This is a genomic window from Candidatus Aminicenantes bacterium (assembly GCA_026393855.1).
Taxonomy (GTDB): Bacteria; Acidobacteriota; Aminicenantia; order Aminicenantales; family UBA4085; genus UBA4085.
In genome coordinates, this window is record JAPKZJ010000012.1 from 1 (window position 1) to 20,312 (window position 20,312).

17 protein-coding genes are annotated in these 20,312 nt (G+C 64.1%); 11 read left to right on the forward strand and 6 right to left on the reverse strand.

The genetic code is table 11. The features are described 5' to 3' along the window. On the forward strand, positions 1–483 hold a 483-nt coding region (locus NTZ26_01795; GenBank protein MCX6559224.1), incomplete at its 5' end, for a sulfite exporter TauE/SafE family protein. Between the two features lie 51 nt (positions 484–534). Here the strand turns inward: NTZ26_01795 and NTZ26_01800 are convergent. Further along, the gene (locus NTZ26_01800) at positions 535–2,376 is read right to left on the reverse strand and encodes an Ig-like domain-containing protein (protein ID MCX6559225.1); all 1,842 of its coding nucleotides are present in this window, start codon (positions 2,374–2,376) and stop codon (positions 535–537) included. A gap of 526 nt (positions 2,377–2,902) precedes the next feature. Between NTZ26_01800 and NTZ26_01805 the strand changes: the two genes are divergently transcribed. Continuing rightward, the gene (locus NTZ26_01805; protein MCX6559226.1) at positions 2,903–3,352 is read left to right on the forward strand and encodes a hypothetical protein; all 450 of its coding nucleotides are present in this window, start codon (positions 2,903–2,905) and stop codon (positions 3,350–3,352) included. 12 nt (positions 3,353–3,364) lie between these two features. Here NTZ26_01805 and NTZ26_01810 read toward each other — a convergent pair whose 3' ends face one another. The 4 genes from NTZ26_01810 to NTZ26_01825 form a co-directional block, all read right to left on the reverse strand. Further along, positions 3,365–4,204 carry a creatininase family protein gene (locus tag NTZ26_01810; protein MCX6559227.1) on the reverse strand — a complete coding sequence of 280 codons (840 nt, stop codon included), beginning with the start codon at positions 4,202–4,204 and terminating at the stop codon, positions 3,365–3,367. Positions 4,205–4,272: 68 nt separating this feature from the next. Then, positions 4,273–4,836: a DUF2812 domain-containing protein gene (locus NTZ26_01815; protein ID MCX6559228.1), complete on the reverse strand. Its 564-nt coding sequence runs from the start codon at positions 4,834–4,836 to the stop codon at positions 4,273–4,275. Beyond that, the gene (locus tag NTZ26_01820) at positions 4,826–5,143 is read right to left on the reverse strand and encodes a PadR family transcriptional regulator (protein ID MCX6559229.1); all 318 of its coding nucleotides are present in this window, start codon (positions 5,141–5,143) and stop codon (positions 4,826–4,828) included. Before NTZ26_01820 ends, NTZ26_01815 begins: the two co-directional genes overlap by 11 nt. A 230-nt stretch (positions 5,144–5,373) precedes the next feature. Continuing rightward, on the reverse strand, positions 5,374–5,625 hold the full coding sequence (locus tag NTZ26_01825) for a Smr/MutS family protein (protein MCX6559230.1): 252 nt from the start codon (positions 5,623–5,625) through the stop codon (positions 5,374–5,376). A gap of 565 nt (positions 5,626–6,190) precedes the next feature. Between NTZ26_01825 and NTZ26_01830 the strand changes: the two genes are divergently transcribed. Genes NTZ26_01830 through NTZ26_01840 form a run of 3 tightly spaced genes read left to right on the forward strand, consistent with a single transcriptional unit; the run spans position 6,191 to position 11,673 of the window. Then, the gene (locus NTZ26_01830; protein MCX6559231.1) at positions 6,191–8,860 is read left to right on the forward strand and encodes a DUF5916 domain-containing protein; all 2,670 of its coding nucleotides are present in this window, start codon (positions 6,191–6,193) and stop codon (positions 8,858–8,860) included. 47 nt (positions 8,861–8,907) lie between these two features. Further along, on the forward strand, positions 8,908–9,288 hold the full coding sequence (locus tag NTZ26_01835) for a hypothetical protein (protein ID MCX6559232.1): 381 nt from the start codon (positions 8,908–8,910) through the stop codon (positions 9,286–9,288). A gap of 60 nt (positions 9,289–9,348) precedes the next feature. Beyond that, positions 9,349–11,673 carry a hypothetical protein gene (locus NTZ26_01840; GenBank protein MCX6559233.1) on the forward strand — a complete coding sequence of 775 codons (2,325 nt, stop codon included), beginning with the start codon at positions 9,349–9,351 and terminating at the stop codon, positions 11,671–11,673. Between the two features lie 410 nt (positions 11,674–12,083). Here NTZ26_01840 and NTZ26_01845 read toward each other — a convergent pair whose 3' ends face one another. Further along, positions 12,084–12,869 (reverse strand): PhzF family phenazine biosynthesis protein, encoded by a 786-nt coding sequence (locus tag NTZ26_01845; protein ID MCX6559234.1) that lies wholly within the window; start codon positions 12,867–12,869, stop codon positions 12,084–12,086. A gap of 198 nt (positions 12,870–13,067) precedes the next feature. Between NTZ26_01845 and NTZ26_01850 the strand changes: the two genes are divergently transcribed. The 6 genes from NTZ26_01850 (at position 13,068) to NTZ26_01875 (ending at position 20,170) form a co-directional block, all read left to right on the forward strand. Continuing rightward, entirely contained in the window at positions 13,068–14,288 is a 1,221-nt protein-coding gene (locus tag NTZ26_01850) for a pyridoxal phosphate-dependent aminotransferase family protein (protein ID MCX6559235.1), read from the forward strand. A 490-nt stretch (positions 14,289–14,778) separates the two neighbouring features. Then, positions 14,779–15,330 (forward strand): RNA polymerase sigma factor, encoded by a 552-nt coding sequence (locus tag NTZ26_01855; protein ID MCX6559236.1) that lies wholly within the window; start codon positions 14,779–14,781, stop codon positions 15,328–15,330. Between the two features lie 77 nt (positions 15,331–15,407). Further along, positions 15,408–16,433, forward strand: coding sequence for a zinc-dependent alcohol dehydrogenase family protein (locus tag NTZ26_01860; protein ID MCX6559237.1), 1,026 nt, complete (start codon positions 15,408–15,410; stop codon positions 16,431–16,433). Positions 16,434–16,441: 8 nt separating this feature from the next. Beyond that, entirely contained in the window at positions 16,442–17,080 is a 639-nt protein-coding gene (locus NTZ26_01865) for a CoA pyrophosphatase (GenBank protein MCX6559238.1), read from the forward strand. Positions 17,081–17,142: 62 nt separating this feature from the next. Next, a complete protein-coding gene (locus tag NTZ26_01870; GenBank protein ID MCX6559239.1) occupies positions 17,143–19,269 on the forward strand; it encodes a M3 family metallopeptidase in 2,127 nt (708 codons plus the stop codon). A gap of 4 nt (positions 19,270–19,273) precedes the next feature. Next, complete coding sequence (locus NTZ26_01875) at positions 19,274–20,170, forward strand: alpha/beta hydrolase (GenBank protein MCX6559240.1); 897 nt, start codon at positions 19,274–19,276, stop codon at positions 20,168–20,170. The last annotated feature ends 142 nt before the right edge of the window (positions 20,171–20,312 follow it).

The following is a 20,312-nucleotide window of genomic DNA, read 5'->3' on the forward strand; positions in this document are numbered from 1 at the left end:
CCGTTCGGTCTGCTCGTTTTAAAGCACGCGAACGGCCGCCTTGTCAACTTGATCCTGGCCGCCGTCATCGTCCTGTTCGCCCTCTACAACCTGATCCGGCCCGGCCTTCTGCGCCTGCGGACCGATCGAACGGCCCCTCTCTTCGGGCTCGTCGCCGGTGTCCTCGGGGCGGCCTACAACACCAACGGGCCGCCGGTGATCTTCTACGGAGCCCTGCGGGGCTGGGCGCCGAAGTCGTTCCGGGCCACCCTGCAGGGATATTTCCTGCCGACCGGGACGGCCATCCTGATCGGCCAGGGGATCGCGGGCCTGATGACGGGCCCCGTCCTGAAAACCTATCTCTACGCCCTGCCCCTCATCGCCCTCGGCACGACGGCCGGGTGGATGCTCGGAGCGCTCATCCCGGCCCGCCGCCACGCGAGCTGGATCTACGCCCTCATGCTGGGCGCAGGGCTCGTCCTGGTCGGCAAAACCGTTTTCTGAGCGCGGCCGACGTTCGGGCGAGGGGATGCTCCGCCGAAGCCGGCGAATCCTTTAAAGAGTGACTTCGGCCGAACGTCCGATCTTCGCTCCGGCCGCGTCGAACGCCTCGACGCGGTAGGAATACGCATGCCCTTTCTGAATGGTCAGATCGTTGAAGGTATGGGCATTCCCGGATATATTCGCCGCGGGGACTTCCTGAATCGACTGATATGCGGCGCCGTCCGCGGATCGATAAAGGACATAGCGGGACACATCGAGGCCCGCCGGGTTCTCGATGCTCAGCTTAACGATGCCATAATTCTTCTTGATCAGCCAAGCACGGTCCACACCCAACGAGACATCAAGCGTTAGGACGATGTTTTTGACCTCGACATGGATGACCCGGCTCGCCTCGAGCCCGTCGTTGTCGCGCGCCACAGCCTTGATCTCGTGCGTTCCATTAGCGGCTTCCATCGTCTCCCAGAGGGCTTCCGCGGATAAAGAGCTCGAGCTCCCCTGCACCTCGGCCATCGAGGCCCCGTCGAGGAACAGGCCCAGGCTGACGACGCGGACATCGTCGGCAGCCCGCACGGAAATTCCGACCGTTCCGTGGACAACGGCCCCGTCAGCCGGCCTCTCGATGGTCACAGTCGGCGGAATCCCGTTGAAGACGCTCACCGTTATGCGGCAGGTACGTTCCGAATTCCCCTGATAATCGCTGAGAACAGCTTCCAGCCGGTGCGGTCCGTCCGTATCCCGCGTCGTGTCCCACTCCCAGTAGACTCCCGGGGGATCGGCGAAGTACCCCCGCGTCTCGCGGTGCCTTTCCACGCCGTCGACGAGGATTGTGAGGACGGCCGGGTTAGGGGCATTGGCATCCACATGGACGTTGACCCTGCCGCTCACTCCGGCCCCATTGGACGGAGACACGAGGATCGGGCTGAGGCCCCCGGGGTTCGAAATCGAAAACTCGACTTGACCCATCGCAGTCTGCCCCGCCGAATTCCGGACGACGGCGGAAAGATAGAGCTCGCCCCGCTCGGCCTCGAAATCGCAGTGATTCATCGTCAGGTTATAGTCCAGCGACGGGCCTTGATCGAGGAAAACGGACGGGGGTCTGCAGACGACATCGTCGTACCCTCCTCCGCCTTCGGCGCAAGCCGTCAGCTCCATGCGAACAATCTTGTCGACATCGGCGGCGTGAATGTGGACGGGAAAAGTCGAAGCCACGAGGCCGTAATGGGGCGTAAGAATCTCCACTTGCGGCCAGGCCGTCGTCGCCAAGGCCGAATTGAAGTTCATCACGGACTGCCGCTCTTCCCGCGTCAGCCCGTTTAGGATCAGCAGGCGGGCGTCCAGATGCCGCCGCAGCTCGGCCCTCACGATATCGGCATTCGGATCGGCCGCGAGCGCATTGAGCAGAATACCGCGCCGGCCTGGCGCCAGAGTCATGCGATAGACCCAGATCGCCGCAACAGGGCCCAGGCCCGGCTCGTAGATCGGGCCGCCGGCTCCGAAATCAGCCCGCAGGAGCGGCGCCCGGCTGTCCGCCCCCTGCACGACGTGACCGAGAACGCCGGACGCGCCCTTCCCGCTCGCCCATTGACCGGTCCGGACTAGAACAAATCCGTCATCCGAGCCTGGCCCGACGCTTCCATCCGCATTCGAAACAGCCGCCAGCGGCCGATCGCCGGATCCCCAGCCATGATACAGAGCGACCTCGAAAGTGCGGGGCTCAGCCGCCAGATTAGTGAAGGAGTCGAACCAGCGGCAGAGATCGGAACCCTCGAGGACATCGACTTCCCTGGAAACTTCAATATCGCCGGCCCGCATGGAAGGGAAGACAAGCCTGTTCCGGGATCCCCGGAACTCGGGGCCGGCCCCCTCGGGCCTGTAAACGGAGATCGGCTCCACGCATCCGGCATCCGACCGAATGGCCAAACCGCAAAGATCGCTTCCTCCCTCTCGAACCGACGCGCTTTCGCCCCAGCCGAGCGCGCCCCCGAGACCGCCGGGGGAAGGACTCCCCTTCGGCGTGGAGGTCCGGATCAGCCAAGGGGTGCCGGTGGCCGTCGTCAAGCGGCGGATTCCCTCCTGGCCAGGGTTTTTCGTCCGGCCGTTGCCAGAAGTCGTGAGGAGCGCCGCCGCCATCAAGCCGACGGCCGGAAGCCAGCGTCGCCGAAGATGATTCGCCATGCTTGATTCCCCAGCAAAAATATACATCGGCATCCCCCGACGCGCAAGATAAAGCCCTGTTCTAATAACGATCGGGCCGCCCGGATTTGTTCAGCTCACGAGCCGCCTTCCCATTCCCGGCTTCGGATCATAAAAGCACCCCGGTCGGGACAGGCGCAGTTTTCCATTCCCTGCTTAACAGCCGGGGCCGAATGATCGTACTATTAAGGCGAACCTATTCGAGGATTCACGGCAAGGAGGATGCATGGAACGACGCGAGTTTCTCGGCAAATCGGGCTGCAGCCTGCTCGGCCTCGCGGCCGGCGGCGGAATTCTGGAAGCCGCCCAATCCCAAGCTCAAACCCAAGCCCAGCCCCAGTCCCAAGGCCAGACGCCGCCCGCGGCGCCCGCGGTCCGGAGGCCGCGCTACAAGATCGACATCGAGATCTTCGAAGCCCGGACGGACACCTGGTGCCACAAGAAAGGCGACAAGTTCGCCTACCCTGCGGACTGGGGCAAGCTATGTCCCTGGCTTCGAGCCAGTCTGAACGAATTCGTGCGGATGCTGGAGATGGGAGTGACCCTGGGTTGGATGTACGAAAACACGCCCTATCAAAAAGTTATCGACCCGAACGGGGTCACCACCGAATTCGTCCGCTGTCCGGACCCGACATCCAACCTGGTGGCCAAGATCACCCGGACGAAAGTCGGCTGATAAATACCGAGCTTATTTATAGATTCCCGCCATATCCCATTTCTTGATGGTGTCGAGGACGAGCTCGGCCACGCGATCGTTGACCCGCTTGAAATACTCTTTGGCCTGGGCGGGATCGAACGTCGGATAGCCCTGGCCCGGCTCGTAAAGACCGATGGACGACGTCACCGGCACGGCCATATAGGCGCCCGCGGGAGCGTTGGGCGAGGCCATCTCGGGCTTGTAGCGCTCAGGATGGATGAACTGGGGCACGATGGCCTGGATATAAGCCGTCTCGTTGTTGCCGGCGTGGCCGCCGTTCTGCTTGAAGACCGACTTGGTGATGTCGTCGGCCAGCGTCCACCAATTGACGACCAGGATGCGCACTTTGGCCGCGTTGGCCACCCGGACGGCGGCGGCGTTGAGGGCGGCGGTGTTGCCGCCATGGCCGTTGAGGACGATGATGTTGCGGAACTTTTGGTCGGCTAGATTGCGCAGGACCGCCTCGGCGAACGGGGCGTAGGCCTCCTCGGGGATCGAGACCGCTCCGGGAAAAGCCTTCATCGCCGCCGTCATCCCGTAGTTGAGAGTCGGCGCGATGAGCGCCTCGACCCGCTCGGCCACGGCCCGGGCTATGGCCTCGGGAGCCAGGTTGTCGGTGCCGCTGGGGATGACGCCATGGGGCTCGAGCGAGCCCATCGGAAGCAGCACCGTAGTGATACGGGCGGGCACCAGCTCGCCGAACTCCTGCCAACAGAGCAGGTTCATCTCCCGTGTGGTGGGCGGCTTGGGCGAAGAAGCGGTCTGGGCGGCGGCGGGAAGAGCGGCCACGACGAGTAGGGCTAGAATAGCAAGGCAGACGGTTTTGCGCATGATAGATCCTCCCGGAAGAATTCCATCTTAAGCCATTTCGGCGGCTTTTAAAACCGCGCGGCGCAGAGCTAGATCTTCTCCGTCCCGCGGGCGGATTTCTTCAGCTTTGAGACGAGCATGATCAACCGGATAACGCCATAGGCAAAGAAGGCGATTGCGCCGACCTGGAGTCCTCGAAAAACGATCCAAATCCCGCTGTCGTTGTGCCATCTCAAGGGGCCAAAAAACGAGCTGGCGACTGGGATCGAGCAGATGAGGCCGATGAGCATGAGGAGAAGGAGCCGCCGATACTTGGCGGCCCGCGAGGCGACATCGGTGTGGATTTCGGGCGGCGTCCCCTTCCCAGTGGGCGTTCGGAAAAAATACCAGGCGCCGAAACGGCAGACGTATTCCCAACCGGCGTCCCGGAACAATCCCAAATACTCGGTTTTGTCGAACTTGCCGCCGCCGGACTGGAAATCGAGCCGGTATGTGACATCCTCGGGCTTGCCGCGACGGAAGTGGTAGCCGAGACCTTTAATCGCCTCGAGATGCCAGCCGCGCCGGGCTTGAGCTTGCAGCCAGGCCTCTTCCTTGCTGTCGTTCCAGGCGTTGAACGTCCTTATAACGGTCTTGGTGTTTTTATCGGGCAATTTGGTTCTCCTCGGACTTTTCCGCGAATCCCTCCAAGGCGGCCCGGGCCGCCGCAGCCAGGTTCTCGAGCCGGGCGCATTCGAGCCGCACGGTCCTTCCCCCGAGCGGCGTCAAGCCATAGATCTTGCGCCGTTCCCCCTCCAACTCCATCTCCCCGCGCCGCTCGATCAAGCCCTGCTTGACCAGGACGTTTAGCGCGCCATAGAGCGTCCCCGGCCCGATCTTGACCCGGCCGCCGCTCAAACGGGAAGCTACCTGCATAATCTCATAGCCATGACGGGGCTGGAGAAGGGCCAAAATGATCATAAACGTGCTTTCGGTCAAAGGGATTAAAGACTTCGCTTTTTCATTAAATTCAGTCATTTGTGAGCCTCAGAAGCTTTCCGAAAATTACATCGCATGTCGTTATACCGTTATTCGCTATATCGATATACGATATACTCAACAAATAGGTCGATGTCAAGCGTGAAAGAAAAAATATCCGGTACGTCGAACCGCTCTCCCCGAAATCGGGGGGATGATATAGAGGCTTCCCGTCAGGGCTTCAAATGTACGATTGTGGCGCCCCAGCCGCCTTCGCAGGATTCGGCCAATTCAAAGGATTCTACCCCCGGCGTCCGCTCAAGGATCGCGTGGACTGTCTTGAGCAGGGAGCCGTCCCCTTTGCCGTGCACCACGCGCACGCGCAATATGCCCTTGTCGCGGCAAGCTTCCAGGTACTCGGGGACCAGCTCTTTGACATCGGCGGGCGCGAACGAATGCAGATCAAGGGTCCCATCGACGGGCATCTCGACCACGTCGGCCTCGCCGGGCTCCGGGAAGGGCGCCACATCCCGGCCGCAGTCGCATCGGATCGAGGCGCCGAACGAGAAGAGAGTCACGTCGTATTGACGACCGCAACCGGGGCAACAAACCCGCTCGATACCCCGGGCAGAAGCACGGGGTATTAGCAGGGTTAGTACTGAGCGGCGCTTATTACCCCGATTTAAAAATCGGGCTTTCAGCGCCGCGAACGTATAGACAGCCATAGGCTCAAGATACCGGCCAGGCCTCGATTTTGTCAATGTCCGAGCCGCCGCGTGTCAAGATTCTTTCCTCGCGCAGCCCCGCCAAGCGTCCTCCCCAAGGGGCATGCCCATTGAACCTCCGGATGGCACGCCGCTTGCTGAAGGACCGTTGGGATAAGCAACCTTATGGGTCGCCGAACCGTACTCTCTTACGAAACGCGAAACGGTTCGGCCGGGCGCTTTCGCCGGCCACGCGGATCGGGAACAAACCCGTCCCGGATCTCGTAGATCATAACGGCGGACGAATCCGGCAGCGGCCCGAGGAACGAATTTGAGGAGCAGTGCGATGAAGAAAGCGGCCCTTCTGGCCATAATCCTGATTGCGCCCGTCCTGGCGTCCGGCGCCGCGGGCAAAAAGGTCGTCCTGCCCAAGCCCGAGCCCGGGCAGAAGATCGTCCAGGCCGTCCGCACGGAAGCCCCCATCGTCCTGGACGGCATCTTGAGCGAGGCCGTATGGAAGCGCCCCGCCGCCGAGGGCTTCACCCAGAGCGACCCCGCCGACGGCCAGCCTTCGACCGAGAGGACGGACGTCTGGATCGCGTATGACGACAAAGCCCTTTATGTGGCGGCCTATTGCCACGACTCCGAGCCCGCCAAAATCATAGGCCGGCTCGGCCGCCGCGACGCCCAGGTCGACTCCGACTGGTTCATGTTCGCGGTCGACTCCTACTACGACAAGCGTTCGGGTTACATGTTCGGCATCAACCCGGCCGGCTCGATCACCGACTTGGCCCTGTCCAACGACGTCAACGAGGACGAATCCTGGGACGGCGTCTGGGAGGGGAAGACCTCCGTCAACGGCGACGGCTGGATCGTCGAGATCAAGATCCCCTTCAACCAAATCCGCTTCCCCAAACAGGACGAGTACGTCTGGGGCGTCAACTTCCGCCGCATCATCAAGCGCAAGAACGAGACGGCCTCCTTCGCCTGGACGCCCAAGAACGAGCAGGCCTTCGTCTCCAAGTTCGCCCGGCTCGAGGGGCTGCGCGGCTTCCGGCCCGGCGCCCGGGTCGAGGTCACGCCCTATGTCACCGGGCTGGCCCAGTTCCGGCCCGAGGAGCCCGGCAACCCCTTTGAAACGGGGCGGAAGGCGATCGGCAACGCCGGCTTTGACGCCAAGGTCGGAATCGGCGGAAACCTGACCCTGGACGCCACCGTCAACCCCGACTTCGGCCAGGTCGAGGTCGATCCGGCCGTCGTCAACCTCTCGGCCTATGAGACCTTCTACGAGGAAAAGCGGCCTTTCTTCATCGAAGGCGCCTCGATCTTCGACGGCTTCGGCCGCGGCGGCGTCTACCTCAACGCCGGGATGAACTGGCCCCAGCCGCAATTCTTCTACAGCCGCCGCGTCGGCCGTTCGCCGCAGGGCTACGTGACCGGTGACGGCTACGCCGACATCCCCGGAAGCACCAACATTCTGGGCGCGGGCAAGCTGACCGGCAAGCTGGGCGGCTGGAACATCGGAGTCATCAACGCCCTGACCGCCCGGGAATACGCCTCGGTCGATTCCTTCGGTCTGCGGACCAAGGAAGAGGTCGAGCCGTTCTCCTATTACGGCGTCCTGCGGGCCCAGAAGGACATCAACCAGGGCCAGCAGGGCATCGGATTCATGGCCACCGGGGTCATGCGGGACAACTCCGCTCCGACTTTGGACGGCATCCTGAACCGCAACGCCTTCAGCCTGGCCATGGACGGCTGGACCTTCCTGGACGCCAAGCGCAACTACGTCGTCGGCGGCTGGTTCGGCGGCACCCGGATCGAGGGCAGCCCGGAAGACATCTACCGCGCCCAGACCTCCTCCATGCACTATTTCCAGCGGCCGGACGCGGACTATCTCACGCTTGATCCCGCGGCGACGTCGCTCTCCGGCTGGGGTGGGCGTATCCAGTTCGCCAAGCAGGGCGGGAACTTCCTCTGGGTCCTCGGCGTCGGCGCCCTTTCGCCCGGGTTCGATCCCAACGACATCGGATACCAACGCTCCGGCTCCGATGTCGTCAATCTCTCGTTTCTGCCCGCCTATATGTGGACCAAGCCGGGCAAGATCTTCCAGCAGGCGCTCGTCGCCCTGGGGGGCCTGCAGAACTATGACTTCGGCGGCAACAAGACGACCGAAGCCCTGGTCGGCATCGCCCAGGGCGTCTTCCGAAACTTCTGGAGCTACAACCTGGAGGCCGTCGTCGCGGCCGAATCGCTGAATAACCGGTTGACCCGCGGCGGCCCGATGGCGGTCTCGCCCTGGGGCTGGAACGCGACGCTCCAGCTGGAAACCGACAGCCGCCGGCCCTTCGTCCTGGAGGGCGTGGGCATGTACGCCGACAGCCCCCGGGATTCGCGCAGCTGGATGGCCCAAGTGTCTCTCAACTGGAAGCCGCGCTCGAACGTCAACCTCTCCATCGGCCCCCAGTACATGGTCGATTCGTCCCAGTCCCAGTGGGTCGGCCGCTTCACCGATCCGCTGATGACGGAGACCTACGGCAAACGCTATGTCTTCGGTCGGTTGGACCAGAAGATCGTTTCGGCCGAAATCCGTCTGAACTGGACCTTCACTCCGAAGCTGTCGCTCCAGGCCTATGTGCAGCCGTTCATCGGGGTGGGCCATTTCGACCGCTTCAAGGAATTGGCCCGGCCGCGCGCCTATGAATTTAACGCCTACGGCGAGGGCGCCTCGTCCCTGGCCTATGCGGACGGCGCCTACACCGTCGACCCCGACGGCAACGGCCCGGCTGCGGCGTTTGCCTTCGGCGATCCCGACTTCAACATGAAATCCCTGCGCGGCACGATCGTCTTTCGCTGGGAATACCGGCCGGGCTCGCTGCTTTACCTCGTCTGGACCCAGAATCGGGCCGACTACGCCGATCCCGGATCGCTCAACCTGCGCCGCGACATGGCCGCCCTGCTGACCGCGCCCGGCGACAACATCTTCATGTTCAAATTTTCCTACCGCTGGGGCTTGTGAAAGACGAGCTCCTGATCGAACGATAACGGGTCAAAGGAGACAATCGCATGCGACACATCATCGCCATTCTGGCCGCCATGATTCTGCTGGTCGGCGCCATCCTCTGGGGCGCTCCGGCCGCCGGCATCGAAGGCACTTGGCTGGGCAAGGCCGAAGTCCCCAATTCGGGCATCGACGAGCTGACGATGGTCCTGACTAAGACCGAGAAGGGCTACACCGGCATCACGTCCGATTCCGTGGGCCTGCTGGCCAAGGACACGCCGCTCTCGGACATCAAGCTCGAGGGCGACAAACTGACCTTCAAGTTCCCCCTGGCCGACGGGGCCATGATCTCGGCTACCCTCAAGGTCGAGGGCGACAAGATGACCGGAGGCTGGGGTCATGAGGCGGGCGACGTCGGCTCGCTGGCCTTCGAACGGAAGAAGTAAGCTGCCATTGTCTCCGGCGCCTCCTTGGCGTATAAGGAAAACTCGCCAAGGAGGTGCCGGATGCGGGCTCCCGCCGGACTGTCTATAGCCGCCGCTCTGCTTCTGACCGCGTTCCCGCCGCTCGGCCGTTCGGCCGGAACGTCGCAAGCCGCACCCGACGGGCTCGGCCCGGCGCCGCGTCACGACCTTGTTTTCTCCTCGCTCCCCTTGTCCTGGGACGAAGGCCTGCCGCTCGGCAACGGTATGCTCGGCGAATTGGTCTGGAAGAACGGCTCTTTCCTCCGCCTGTCCCTCGACCGGGCCGACCTCTGGGATCTGCGGCCGATGAAGAACCTCGACGCGCCCGAGTGGAAGTTCCGCTGGGTGGTCGAGCAGTGGAAGAGAAACGACTACGGTCCAGTCCAGAAGAAATTCGACGTTCCCTACGATGCCGAGCCCGCCCCTTCTAAGATTCCCGCGGCCGCTCTCGAGTTCGATATCGGCGGTTGGGGTCCGGTCAAGGAAGCCCGGTTGTCCCTCGCCGACGGCCTGGCGACGGTCCGCTGGGAAGACGGCCGGATGCTGGAGACGTTCGTCCACGCCGCCTCTCCAGCGGGCTGGTTCCGCTGGAGCGGCGTCGCGTCCGGCTTCCAGCCGATTCTGCGGATGCCGGCCTATCAGACGCTCGCAGTCGGCGGTGAAGCGGACTCGGTCACCGGGCAGGACCTGCGCCGGCTCGGGTACCGGCAGGGCGACGTGCGGACGGGGCCGAACACGATCGTCTACCGTCAGGACGGCTGGGGCGGCTTCTATTACCTCGTCGCCGCAGTCTGGCGCGAAACGGCTCCCGGGGTCGTCGAAGGCGCCTGGAGCGTGACCTCGCGCTTCTCCGACGAGCGCGGCGAGACGGCCGCACCCGATCAGGCCATCGCTGAGGCCCGGGCCGGGTTCGAAGCCAGCCGACTTCCGCACGCCGCTTGGTGGAAGGAGTATTGGGCTCACTCGGCCATCCGTCTGCCCGACGCCGTCCTGGAACGGCAATGGTATCTGGAGCAGGCCAAGTTCGGTGCCGCGGCCCGCCGGGGGGCGCCGCCCATCTCGCTGCAAGCGGTCTGGACGGCCGACAACGGCAAGCTCCCGCCTTGGAAGGGCGACTTCCATCACGATCTCAACACCCAGCTCAGCTATTGGCCGTGCTATGCCGCCGACCACCTCGAGGAGGGGTTGGGATTCTTGGATTGGCTATGGGAGAAGCGGGGAGAATTCAAGCGCTACACCAAGTCCTACTTCGGAACGGACGGCCTGAACGTCCCCGGCGTTTCGACCCTGCTCGGCCAGCCGATGGGCGGCTGGATCCAATATTCCTTCTCCCCCACGGTCTCGGCTTGGCTGGCCCAGCACTTCTATCTCCACTGGCGCTTCAGCCGGGATAGAGTCTTTCTATCCGAGCGGGCCTATCCTTGGATCCGAGACGTGGCGGTCCATCTGGAGCAGCTCTCGGCCAGCGGCGAAGACGGCCGGCGGCGGCTGCCCGCCAGCTCCAGCCCCGAGATCTTCGACAACTCGGCCAAAGCCTGGTTCGCCGAGACGACCAATTACGACCTGGCCCTCATCCGCTGGGCCTTCGGCGCTGCGGCCGAGCTCGCCGCTGAGCTCGGCCTCGAAGACGAGGCGGCGCGTTGGACCGCGATCGCAGCCGAGTGGCCCGACTTCGCCATCGATACAGAGTCGGGACTGATGTTCGCGCCCGGCCTGCCCTACGCCGAATCGCATCGGCATTTCTCCCACCTCATGGCCTTCCACCCGCTGGGCCTGATCGATGTTGCGCACGGCGAGGCCGAGGCGGCGGTGATCAATAAAACCCTGGCCACGCTCGATCGGGTGGGGCCCGACTACTGGTGCGGCTATTCCTACGCCTGGCTGGGGAACCTCAAGGCCCGAGCCCGCGACGGAGAAGGGGCGGCCAAGGCCCTCCGCGATTTCGCCTCGTCTTTCTGCCTCCCGAACGGCTTCCACGCCAACGGCGATCAGAGCAAGTCCGGAAAATCAAAATTCCTCTATCGGCCGTTCACGCTGGAGGGCAACTTCGCCTTCGCCGCCGGCGTCCAGGAGATGCTCCTGCAAAGCCACACCGGCACCATCCGCGTCTTCCCCGCCGTGCCGGCGTCGTGGAGCGAAGTGGAATTCCGCGGCCTACGGGCGGACGGGGCTTTCCTCGTCTCGGCGAAGCGCGTGGGCGGCGCCGTGACGGAAGTGACGATCCGGTCCGAAAAGGGCGGGATGCTCCGCTTGGAGTCTCCGTTTGCCGGGCCTTATCTCATCAACGGAAAAGCATCCAAAACTGCCGATGCGATCATTGTCAGAAAGACCAAAGCAGGCGAGACGATCATTATTAAAGCGCTATAAAGCAGGCTCTCATCTCCGGGCTTGCGGCACGGTATTCGGCCCGGCGGCGCGGGTTTTTAACGCCTTTTTTGCGCTTCTCTTCTCGGCGCCTGCAGCGCTTCGCAGTCCTCGTAGGGACGTCGCTTCGACAATCCCCGCGAGGGCGGAACTCCGCATATTCGATCTCTCCAATCTGCATAATCGCCCACTTTGTCTCGTTCCCCATGATCGTCTCGTGCTCAAACATCCCTCGGCACATGCAGCCGAAGGCGCTATCCTATCCCCGCCTTCGAAGGCGGGGTAGGGGAGGTGATATCAATGAGAATAAAAGTGTTGTGCGCCTTCGGAATAAAAAGCTTTTCCCTCGCGGTTTCGCCGTTGGCCGAACACCGTACCGCCTGATCGCCCGGAGATGAAAGAATAATCGAGATTTAAAGGATCTCGATTTCGCCGCGAAGGTAAGCCCGGGCTTGGCCCGAGATTTCGACCCGGTCCCCGACCAGCTTGCACCACAGCCGCCCGCCCCGTTTGGAAAGCTGGGCCGCCGTGAGCTCGGCCTTCCGAAGCCGCTTGGCCCAGTAGGGCGTCAGGGTCGTGTGGGCCGAGCCGGTCACCGGGTCTTCATCGATCCCGACCTGGGGACCGAAAAAGCGGGAAACGAAATCCGTATCGCGGCCGGGCGAGGTGACGATGACGCCGCGCGCGGGGACCTTGGCGACCAGGCCGAAGTCCGGCCGCATGTCTGCCACAGCCTCGGCCGTGTCGTAGACGAGCATATAATCGGTCTTGCCTTTATAGGCTTCGGCGGGAGGGGCGCCCAAGCCCTCGACCAACAGCTCCGGAGGCTCGACCGGGACGATTTCGTCGGCCGGGAAGTCGAGCGTCAGCCGTTCGCCGTCGCGTCGGACGGTCAACAAGCCGCTCCGGGAATCGAATTCGATCCGCGGGCCGGCGAACCCGTCGACGTGGAAAATGACATAAGCGGCAGCCAGGGTGGCGTGGCCGCAAAGGTCCACCTCGACCGCAGGGGTGAACCAGCGGATGGCGTGGCGGCCGGGTCCGGGCACATAGAAGGCGGTTTCGGCCTGGTTGTTCTCCATGGCAATCTTTTGCATGATTTCGGCCGGCAGCCAGGCTTCGAGGGGGCAGACTCCGGCCGGATTGCCGCCGAAGAGCCGGTCGCTGAAGGCGTCGATCTGATGGTATCGCAGCTTCATGGATCACCTCTCGATTCTGAAAAACCCTAAGCCTGCCCAAAGGAAAGGACAATTTAGGCTATCACAAAGGGAAAAAATAGTCATTTGTGCTTAGTTTTCCCGACATATCGAAATGATCAGATATATCTTTAGACCCGCTTCCTTGACGGGGAGACCGGGAAAGTTTATAGTTGCCTGGATTCCAGCCAGGAGGCAATCATGGATCTCTTCGAAAAATGCCGCGGATTCTACACTTCCGCCGAAGTGGCTCAGAAATATGGCTATCCGACCAACCCCATGACGGCCATCGAGATGGGAATCTACCCCTATTTCATCCCCATCGAGCACGCCGAGGGCACGGAAGTCTTTATCGAAGGCAAGCGCTTCCTGATGATCGGCTCCAACAACTACCTGGGGCTGACCAACCATCCCTATGTCAAAGAGGCCGCCATCAAGGCCATCGAGAAATACGGCACTTCCTGCACGGGCTCCCGCTTCCTCAACGGCACCCTGCAGATGCACATCGAGCTCGAACGCCGGCTGGCCAAGCTCATCGGCCAGGAGGCCTCCCTCGTCTTCAGCACCGGGTTCCAGACCAACCTGGGCTCGATCGCAGCCATCATGGACACGGACGACATCATCATCGCCGACAAGGAGGTCCACGCCTCCATCGTCGACGGCATCCGGATGGCCAAGGTCCTTAAGAAGGTCCACCTGCGGCTGTTCAAGCACAGCGACCCGGCCGACCTGGAAGCCATCCTCAAAGCCAGCCCCGACAACGTCGGCCGGTTGGTCATCGTCGACGGTGTCTTCAGCATGGCCGGCGACATCGCTCCGCTGGACAAGATCGCCCCGCTCTGCCGGAAATACGGCGCCCGGCTGATGGTCGACGACGCCCACGCCATCGGCGTCCTGGGCGGCGGCCGCGGCACAGCCCACCACTTCGGCCACCCCGAATGGCCCGACCTGGTCATGGGCACGTTCAGCAAATCCCTCGCCTCCCTCGGCGGCGTCATCGCCGGGACCAAGGAAGCCGTCCACTGGATTCAGCACTTCGCCCGGCCGTTCATGTTCAGCGCCAGCCTTCCCCCCGCCAACGTGGCCACCGTTCTGGCCTGCCTGGACATCATGGAGCGGGAGCCCGAACGCATCGAGCGGGTCAACAAGATCGGCGCGCGCGTGCGCCGCGAGCTCAAGGGGATGGGTTACGACATCGGCCCCAGCCAGACCCCGATCATCCCCATCGTCATCGGCGACGAGATGAAGACCCTGATGGCCTGGAAGACCCTCTACGAGGCCGGCATCTACACCAACGTGGCCCTGCCGCCATCCGTTCCCCCGGGCTACGCGCTACTGCGGACAAGCTACATGGCCACCCATACCGACGCTCAGGTTGACCGGATCCTGGAGACCTTCAAGCAGGTCAAGAGCCTGATATAAGGAGCTTCTCCCGACTGCGGGGCCTGCGTCACGGTATTCGGCCCGGCGGCGTGGGTTTTTCACGCCTTTTTTGCGCTACTCGCCTCGGCACATGCAGCCGAAGGCGCTAACCTGCGCCCTCCTTCGAAGGAGGGGCTGGGGTGGTGATATCAATACGATTAAAGGTGTTATGCGCCTTCGGAATCAAAACTGTCTCGGCAGGCGCCGCGCTTCGCAGTCCTCGGACGGACATCGCCTCGATCGTCCCCGCGAGGGTTGGGTTCCTTCAAAGAGGTTCGCAAAAAAAGCTAAACCCGCGCGGTTTCGCCGTTCGCCAAATACCGTGCCGCCTGACCATCCCCCGCAGTCGGGAGAAGAGCCTTATTTAGGCCGTAAAAAAACTTATCAATCCGGACGGAATCGTTACAAAGCGGCTCGTCCCGATCGGTTTTTCCCCTTATTTCGGATTGGCATGAATCCTGCTTTTCTGTCTATCGTTCAGGGAGCAGGCATGACCGAGCAGATGATGGTCGAGCTGGCCAAGGAAGGGCGCTCCGACGCCCTCGAGCAGATCTACCTCCAAAACCGCGACCGCATCTTTCGCCTGGCCCTCCGCTACCTGAGATCCCCCGAGGATGCCGAAGACGTCGTCCAGGAAACCTTCATCAAGGCCTTTGACGCCATCTCCGGCTTCGACCTCAACCTGGGCTCGGGCCTCCCGGCCTGGATCAATCAGATTTGCGTCCATTGCGCCATCGATCATCTCAGGGTCCGCAAGCGCCGCTGGGGGCGGACGACGTCCCTGGACGCTATGCCGCAGGATCCCCCATCCTCGAACCCCTCGCCCGAGCAGGTCGCCATCGGCCGCGGCATCCGGCGACGGGTGCAGGATGCGGTCGGCATCCTGTCCCCCCGCCAGCGGGCGATCTTCTCCCTCCGCTACGTCGACCAGCTCGACATCCGGCAGATCGCCGATCAGCTGGACTGCAGCGAAGGCAACGTCCGGGCGCATCTCTTCCGGTCAGCCTCCAAGCTCAAGGGCCTCTTCCTCTCCGAATCCTGAGCCGCAGCTGCCTCCCCTCGTTCCCGTCGCGGATCCCTTTTCCATTCCTATGTTAAAATGCGGCCATGGCAGGTTCCATGAAAGCGATGGCCATCGTCCGGCTCGGCCCGGTGGACGGCCGCTCCGATCCGCTCGCGGCGACCGACCGGCCGGCGCCGGAGCCTCGGGAGGGGGAAGCCCTTCTTCGCGTAACCGCCTGCGGCGTCTGCCACACCGAGCTCGACGAGATCGAGGGACGCACGCCTCCGCCCCGCCTCCCGGTCATCCCCGGCCACCAGGTCGTCGGACGCGTGGCCGGACGGGGGCGCGGTGTCACCTCGCTTAAAGAAGGCGACCGGGTCGGCGTGGGTTGGATTCATTCGGCCTGCGGCCGCTGCCCCGCCTGCCTGTCCGGCCGGGAGAACCTCTGCCCCGACTTCCGGGCCACGGGCCGCGACGCGGACGGCGGCTATGCCGAATTCATGACCGCGCCCGCGGCGTTCGTCGTGCCCGTGCCGGCGGCTCTGCCCGACCTCGAGGCGGCGCCGCTTCTCTGCGCCGGCGCCGTGGGATGGCGGGCGCTTCGGCTGGCCGGGCTCGCCGACGGGCAAACGCTGGGCCTGACGGGATTCGGAGCCTCGGGCCATCTCGTCCTCAAAGCCGCGCGCTTCCGGTGGCCGGGCCTGCGCGTGCATGTCTTCGCCCGCTCGGCCGAAGAGAGGGCCTTCGCCCGCGAGCTGGGCGCGGCCTGGACCGGCGACACGGAGGATGCGCCCCCCGAGCCGCTCGACGCGATCATCGACACGACCCCGGCCTGGAAACCGGTCCTGGCTGCGCTGCGGGCCCTGGCCCCCGGGGGCCGGCTGATCGTCAACGCCATCCGGAAGGAAGACGGGGACAAAGACGCCTGGCGCTCGCTCGATTATCCGACCCATCTCTGGATGGAGAAGTCGCTTCAGAGCGTGGCCAACGTGACCCGGCGGGACATGGCCGAGTTCTTGGCTCTGGCGGCCGAGGCCGGCCTGCGGCCGGACATCGAAGTCTATCCCTTCGCCAAGGCCAACGAGGCCCTGCGGGATCTCAAGGCCCGCCGCCTCCGAGGGGCCAAAGTCCTTAAGATTTGAAGATGGATATGACCCCGTCCCGATGGCCCTCCCTGACCGATCTGCGCGCCGCCCTGGCCGGGCCGCGGCCCGGCCTGGCCGCCCAGCTCGAAATGGCACCGCGGCCGCGGGCAGGCGACAAGACCTGGGAGGAAGCGGAAGGCGACAGCCTGAAGGCGGGCGTGCTGATCCTGCTCTATCCCAAGGGCGGGGAGGCCCATATCGTCTTCATCCGCCGCCCGGACACCGCGCCCCACCATAAAGACCAGATCGCCTTCCCCGGCGGCCAGCTCGAAGCGGGTGAAGACTTCTTCCAGGCCGCCCTGCGCGAAGCCCACGAGGAGGTGGGCGTCCCGCCGGCCGCCGTGGCAGTGGCCGGCCGCCTGACGCCCCTCTACGTGCCGCCCAGCAATTTCTGCATCTATCCGGTCGTCGGCCTGGCGGCCGCCGCTCCGGCCTTCGTCCCGTCCGAAGCCGAAGTGGCCGAGCTCCTGGAAGTGCCGCTGACCCATCTCCTCGATCCGGCGACGGGGCGTGAAGAGACTTGGCATCTCGAGCGGGGGGCCGTCCGAGTCCCTTTCTACGCTTTCGGCCGCCACGCCATCTGGGGGGCCACGGCCATGATCCTGGCCGAGTTCCTGGCCGTCGCCCGGCAAGCCGGTTTCTGACTTTCCGGGCAACCTGTTAAAATACCCTTTTCGGGCAACGCGTCCGCGCAAGGAGACCCCGCATGAAGAAAGTCCTCGTCCTCGCCGCCTCTCTGGCGGTTCTGATCCTGGCCTGCGGGCCGAAGGAGACCCAAGCCCCCGTGACCACTCCCGCCGTCAACCCGTTCTTCACCGAATGGACGGCGCCCTTCGGGACGCCCCCGTTCGATCAGTTCAAGCCCGTTCACTATATGCCCGCCTTCGAGAAGGGCATGGCCGACCAGAAGGCCGAGATCGCCGCCGTCTCCGCGTCGACCGAAGCCCCGACCTTCGCCAACACGCTCGAGGCGCTGGAGCGGAGCGGCCGCCTGCTGACCAAGGTCAACAGCGTCTTCGGGCTCTACACCAACAACCACACCAGCGACGAGATCCAGAAGATCGAGCAGGACATCGCCCCCCTGCTGTCCAAGCACGCCGACGATATCGTCCTGGACGCCAAGCTCTTCGCCCGGATCAAATCCGTCTATGACGCCCGGGCCGGGCTCGGTCTCAGGCCCGAGCAATCGCGGCTGTTGGAGAAGACCTACAAGGACTTCGTCCGAAGCGGCGCCGCCCTGGACGAAACCAAGAAAGCGGAGCTCAGGAAGGTGAACGAGGAGCTGACCGTCCTCGGCGTCAAGTTCGGACAGAACGTCCTCAAGGAGGACAACGGCTTCACCCTGGTCGTCGACAAGGCCGAGGACCTGGCCGGCCTCCCGGCCGACGTGGCCGCCGCCGCGGCCGACGCGGCCAAGGCCAAGGGCTTGGAAGGCAAGTGGGCCTTCACCCTGCACAAGCCCTCCTGCATCCCGTTTTTCCAGTATTCGGCCAAGCGGGACCTTCGCGAGAAGCTCTTCCGGGCCTTCACCAAGCGCGGCGACAACGGTAACGACGCCGACAACAAGATCGTCCTGAGCAAGGTCGCCGCCCTGCGCGTCAGGCGGGCCAACCTGCTCGGCTACAAGACCCACGCCGACTACGTGCTGGAAGAGGCCATGGCCAAGACACCGGCCGGCGTCTACGGCCTGCTCGACCAGATCTGGAAGCCCGCCCTGGCCATGGCCAAGGCCGAGGCCAAGGAGCTGCAGGCCCTGCTGGCCAAGGACGGCATCGCCGGCCCGCTCCAGCCCTGGGACTGGTGGTATTACGCCGATAAGCTGAAAAAGGCCAAGTACGACCTTGACGACGAGGCCCTGCGGCCCTACTTCGAGCTCAAGGCCGTCCGCCAGGGCGCCTTCGACACGGCGACCAAGCTTTGGGGCTTGACCTTCACGCCCCGCAAGGATATTCCGGTCTATCATCCCGACGTCGAGGTCTTCGAGGTCAAGGAAGCCGACGGCCGGCACATCGGGATCCTCTACTCCGACTATTTCCCCCGCCCCTCCAAACGGGGCGGCGCCTGGTCCAACGCCCTGCGCGAGCAGTCGGCGATGGACGGTAAGCGGGTGACGCCCATCGTCTACAACGTCGGCAACTTCACCAAGCCGACGGCCGACAAGCCTTCGCTCATCACCTTCGAGGAAGCCCAGACCCTCTTCCACGAGTTCGGCCACGCCCTGCACGACCTGCTCTCGAACGTGACTTACGAGTCGCTGGCCGGGACCAACGTGCCGCGCGACTTCGTCGAGCTGCCGTCGCAGATCATGGAGAACTGGGCCGGCGATTCCGAGGTCATCAAGACCTATGCCAAGCACTACAAGACCGGCCAGCCCATCCCGCAGGAGCTGGTCGACAAGATCAAGAAGGCCGGGCAGTTCAACCAAGGCTTCATAACGGTCGAGTATGTCTCGGCCTGCCTGCTGGACATGGACTGGCACACGCTGGCGGCACCCGAGGAGAAGGACGCGACGACCTTCGAGAACGCCTCGATGAAGAAGATCGGGATGATCCCCCAAATCGTGGTCCGTTATCGCAGCCCCTACTTCTCCCACATCTTCGCCGACGGCTATTCGGCCGGCTATTACAGCTACATCTGGTCCGAGGTCCTGGACAAGGACGCCTTCGAAGCCTTCAAGGAGAAGGGCCTGTTCGACCAGGCCACGGCCAAGAGCTACCGCGACAACATCCTGGCCAAGGGCAACACCGAGGAGCCGATGGACCTCTACAAGGCCTTCCGCGGACGCGAGCCCAAGGTCGAGCCTCTGCTCAAGGCCCGCGGCCTATTGAAGTGACCCCATGACGGGGGCGCGGCCTTACGCCCGCCGCGCGGCGGCGGTCCTTGCCGCCGCCGCCCTCGCCGCCGCGGTCCTTCTGATCGCGTTCGCCGCGGCCTGCGCCCGGCGCGGGCCGGACCGCTTCGTCGCCACCGCGGACGGCGTCCGGATCGCGTATCACATCGAGGGGAAGGGCCGGCCAGCCCTGGTCTTCGTCCACGGCTGGAGCTGCGACCGGACCTATTGGCGGAACCAGATCGCGGCCTTCGCGCCGACGCACGCCGTCGTGACCGTCGACCTCGCCGGGCACGGAGAATCGGGCGCTGATCGTACGGAATGGTCCATCCCGGCCTTCGGAGCGGACGTCGCCGCCGTGGTCAAGAGGGAAAAGCTGCGCCGGGTTGTCCTCGTCGGCCATTCCATGGGAGGCGAAGTCTGCCTGGAGGCGGCCCGCCTCCTGCCGGACCGCGTCCTGGGCATCATCGGCGTCGATACCTTCCAGGATCTGGGCGCGGTCATGAGCCCGGACGAGATCGCCCAATACCTGGCACCGTTCCGGGCCGACTTCAAGGCGGCCGCCGGCTTCTTCGTCCGGGCGATGTTCCCCTGGGGAACGAACCCGGATCTGGTCGAGAGCATCGTCCGGGACATGTCGTCCGCCCCGCCGCAAGTGGCCCTGGCCGTGTTCGAAGCGCTGTTCGCCTACGTCCCGGCCCGGGCGCTACGAGACGTCCGGGTGCCGATCCGGGTCATCAACTCGGACCGGATTCCGACGAACGTCGAGGGCAACCGCAAGCTGGCGGCCTCGTTCGAAATCCAAATCATGGCCGGCCGCGGTCACTTTCCCCAGCTCGAAGATTCAGCGGGATTCAACCGCCTCCTGGAGCAGACCATCGCGGAGCTTTCCGCCCGCCGCTAGCCGTGCTCATCGAAGCCTTGACGCCGGGCGCGACCCGCGTAAAATGAGGGCATGGACGAACAGCGGATTCCGACGGCGCAGCTGCGATCCTGTTTCGCCTGGGGCCTCGCCTGGGGGACGGCCGAAGCGACCCTAGGCCACA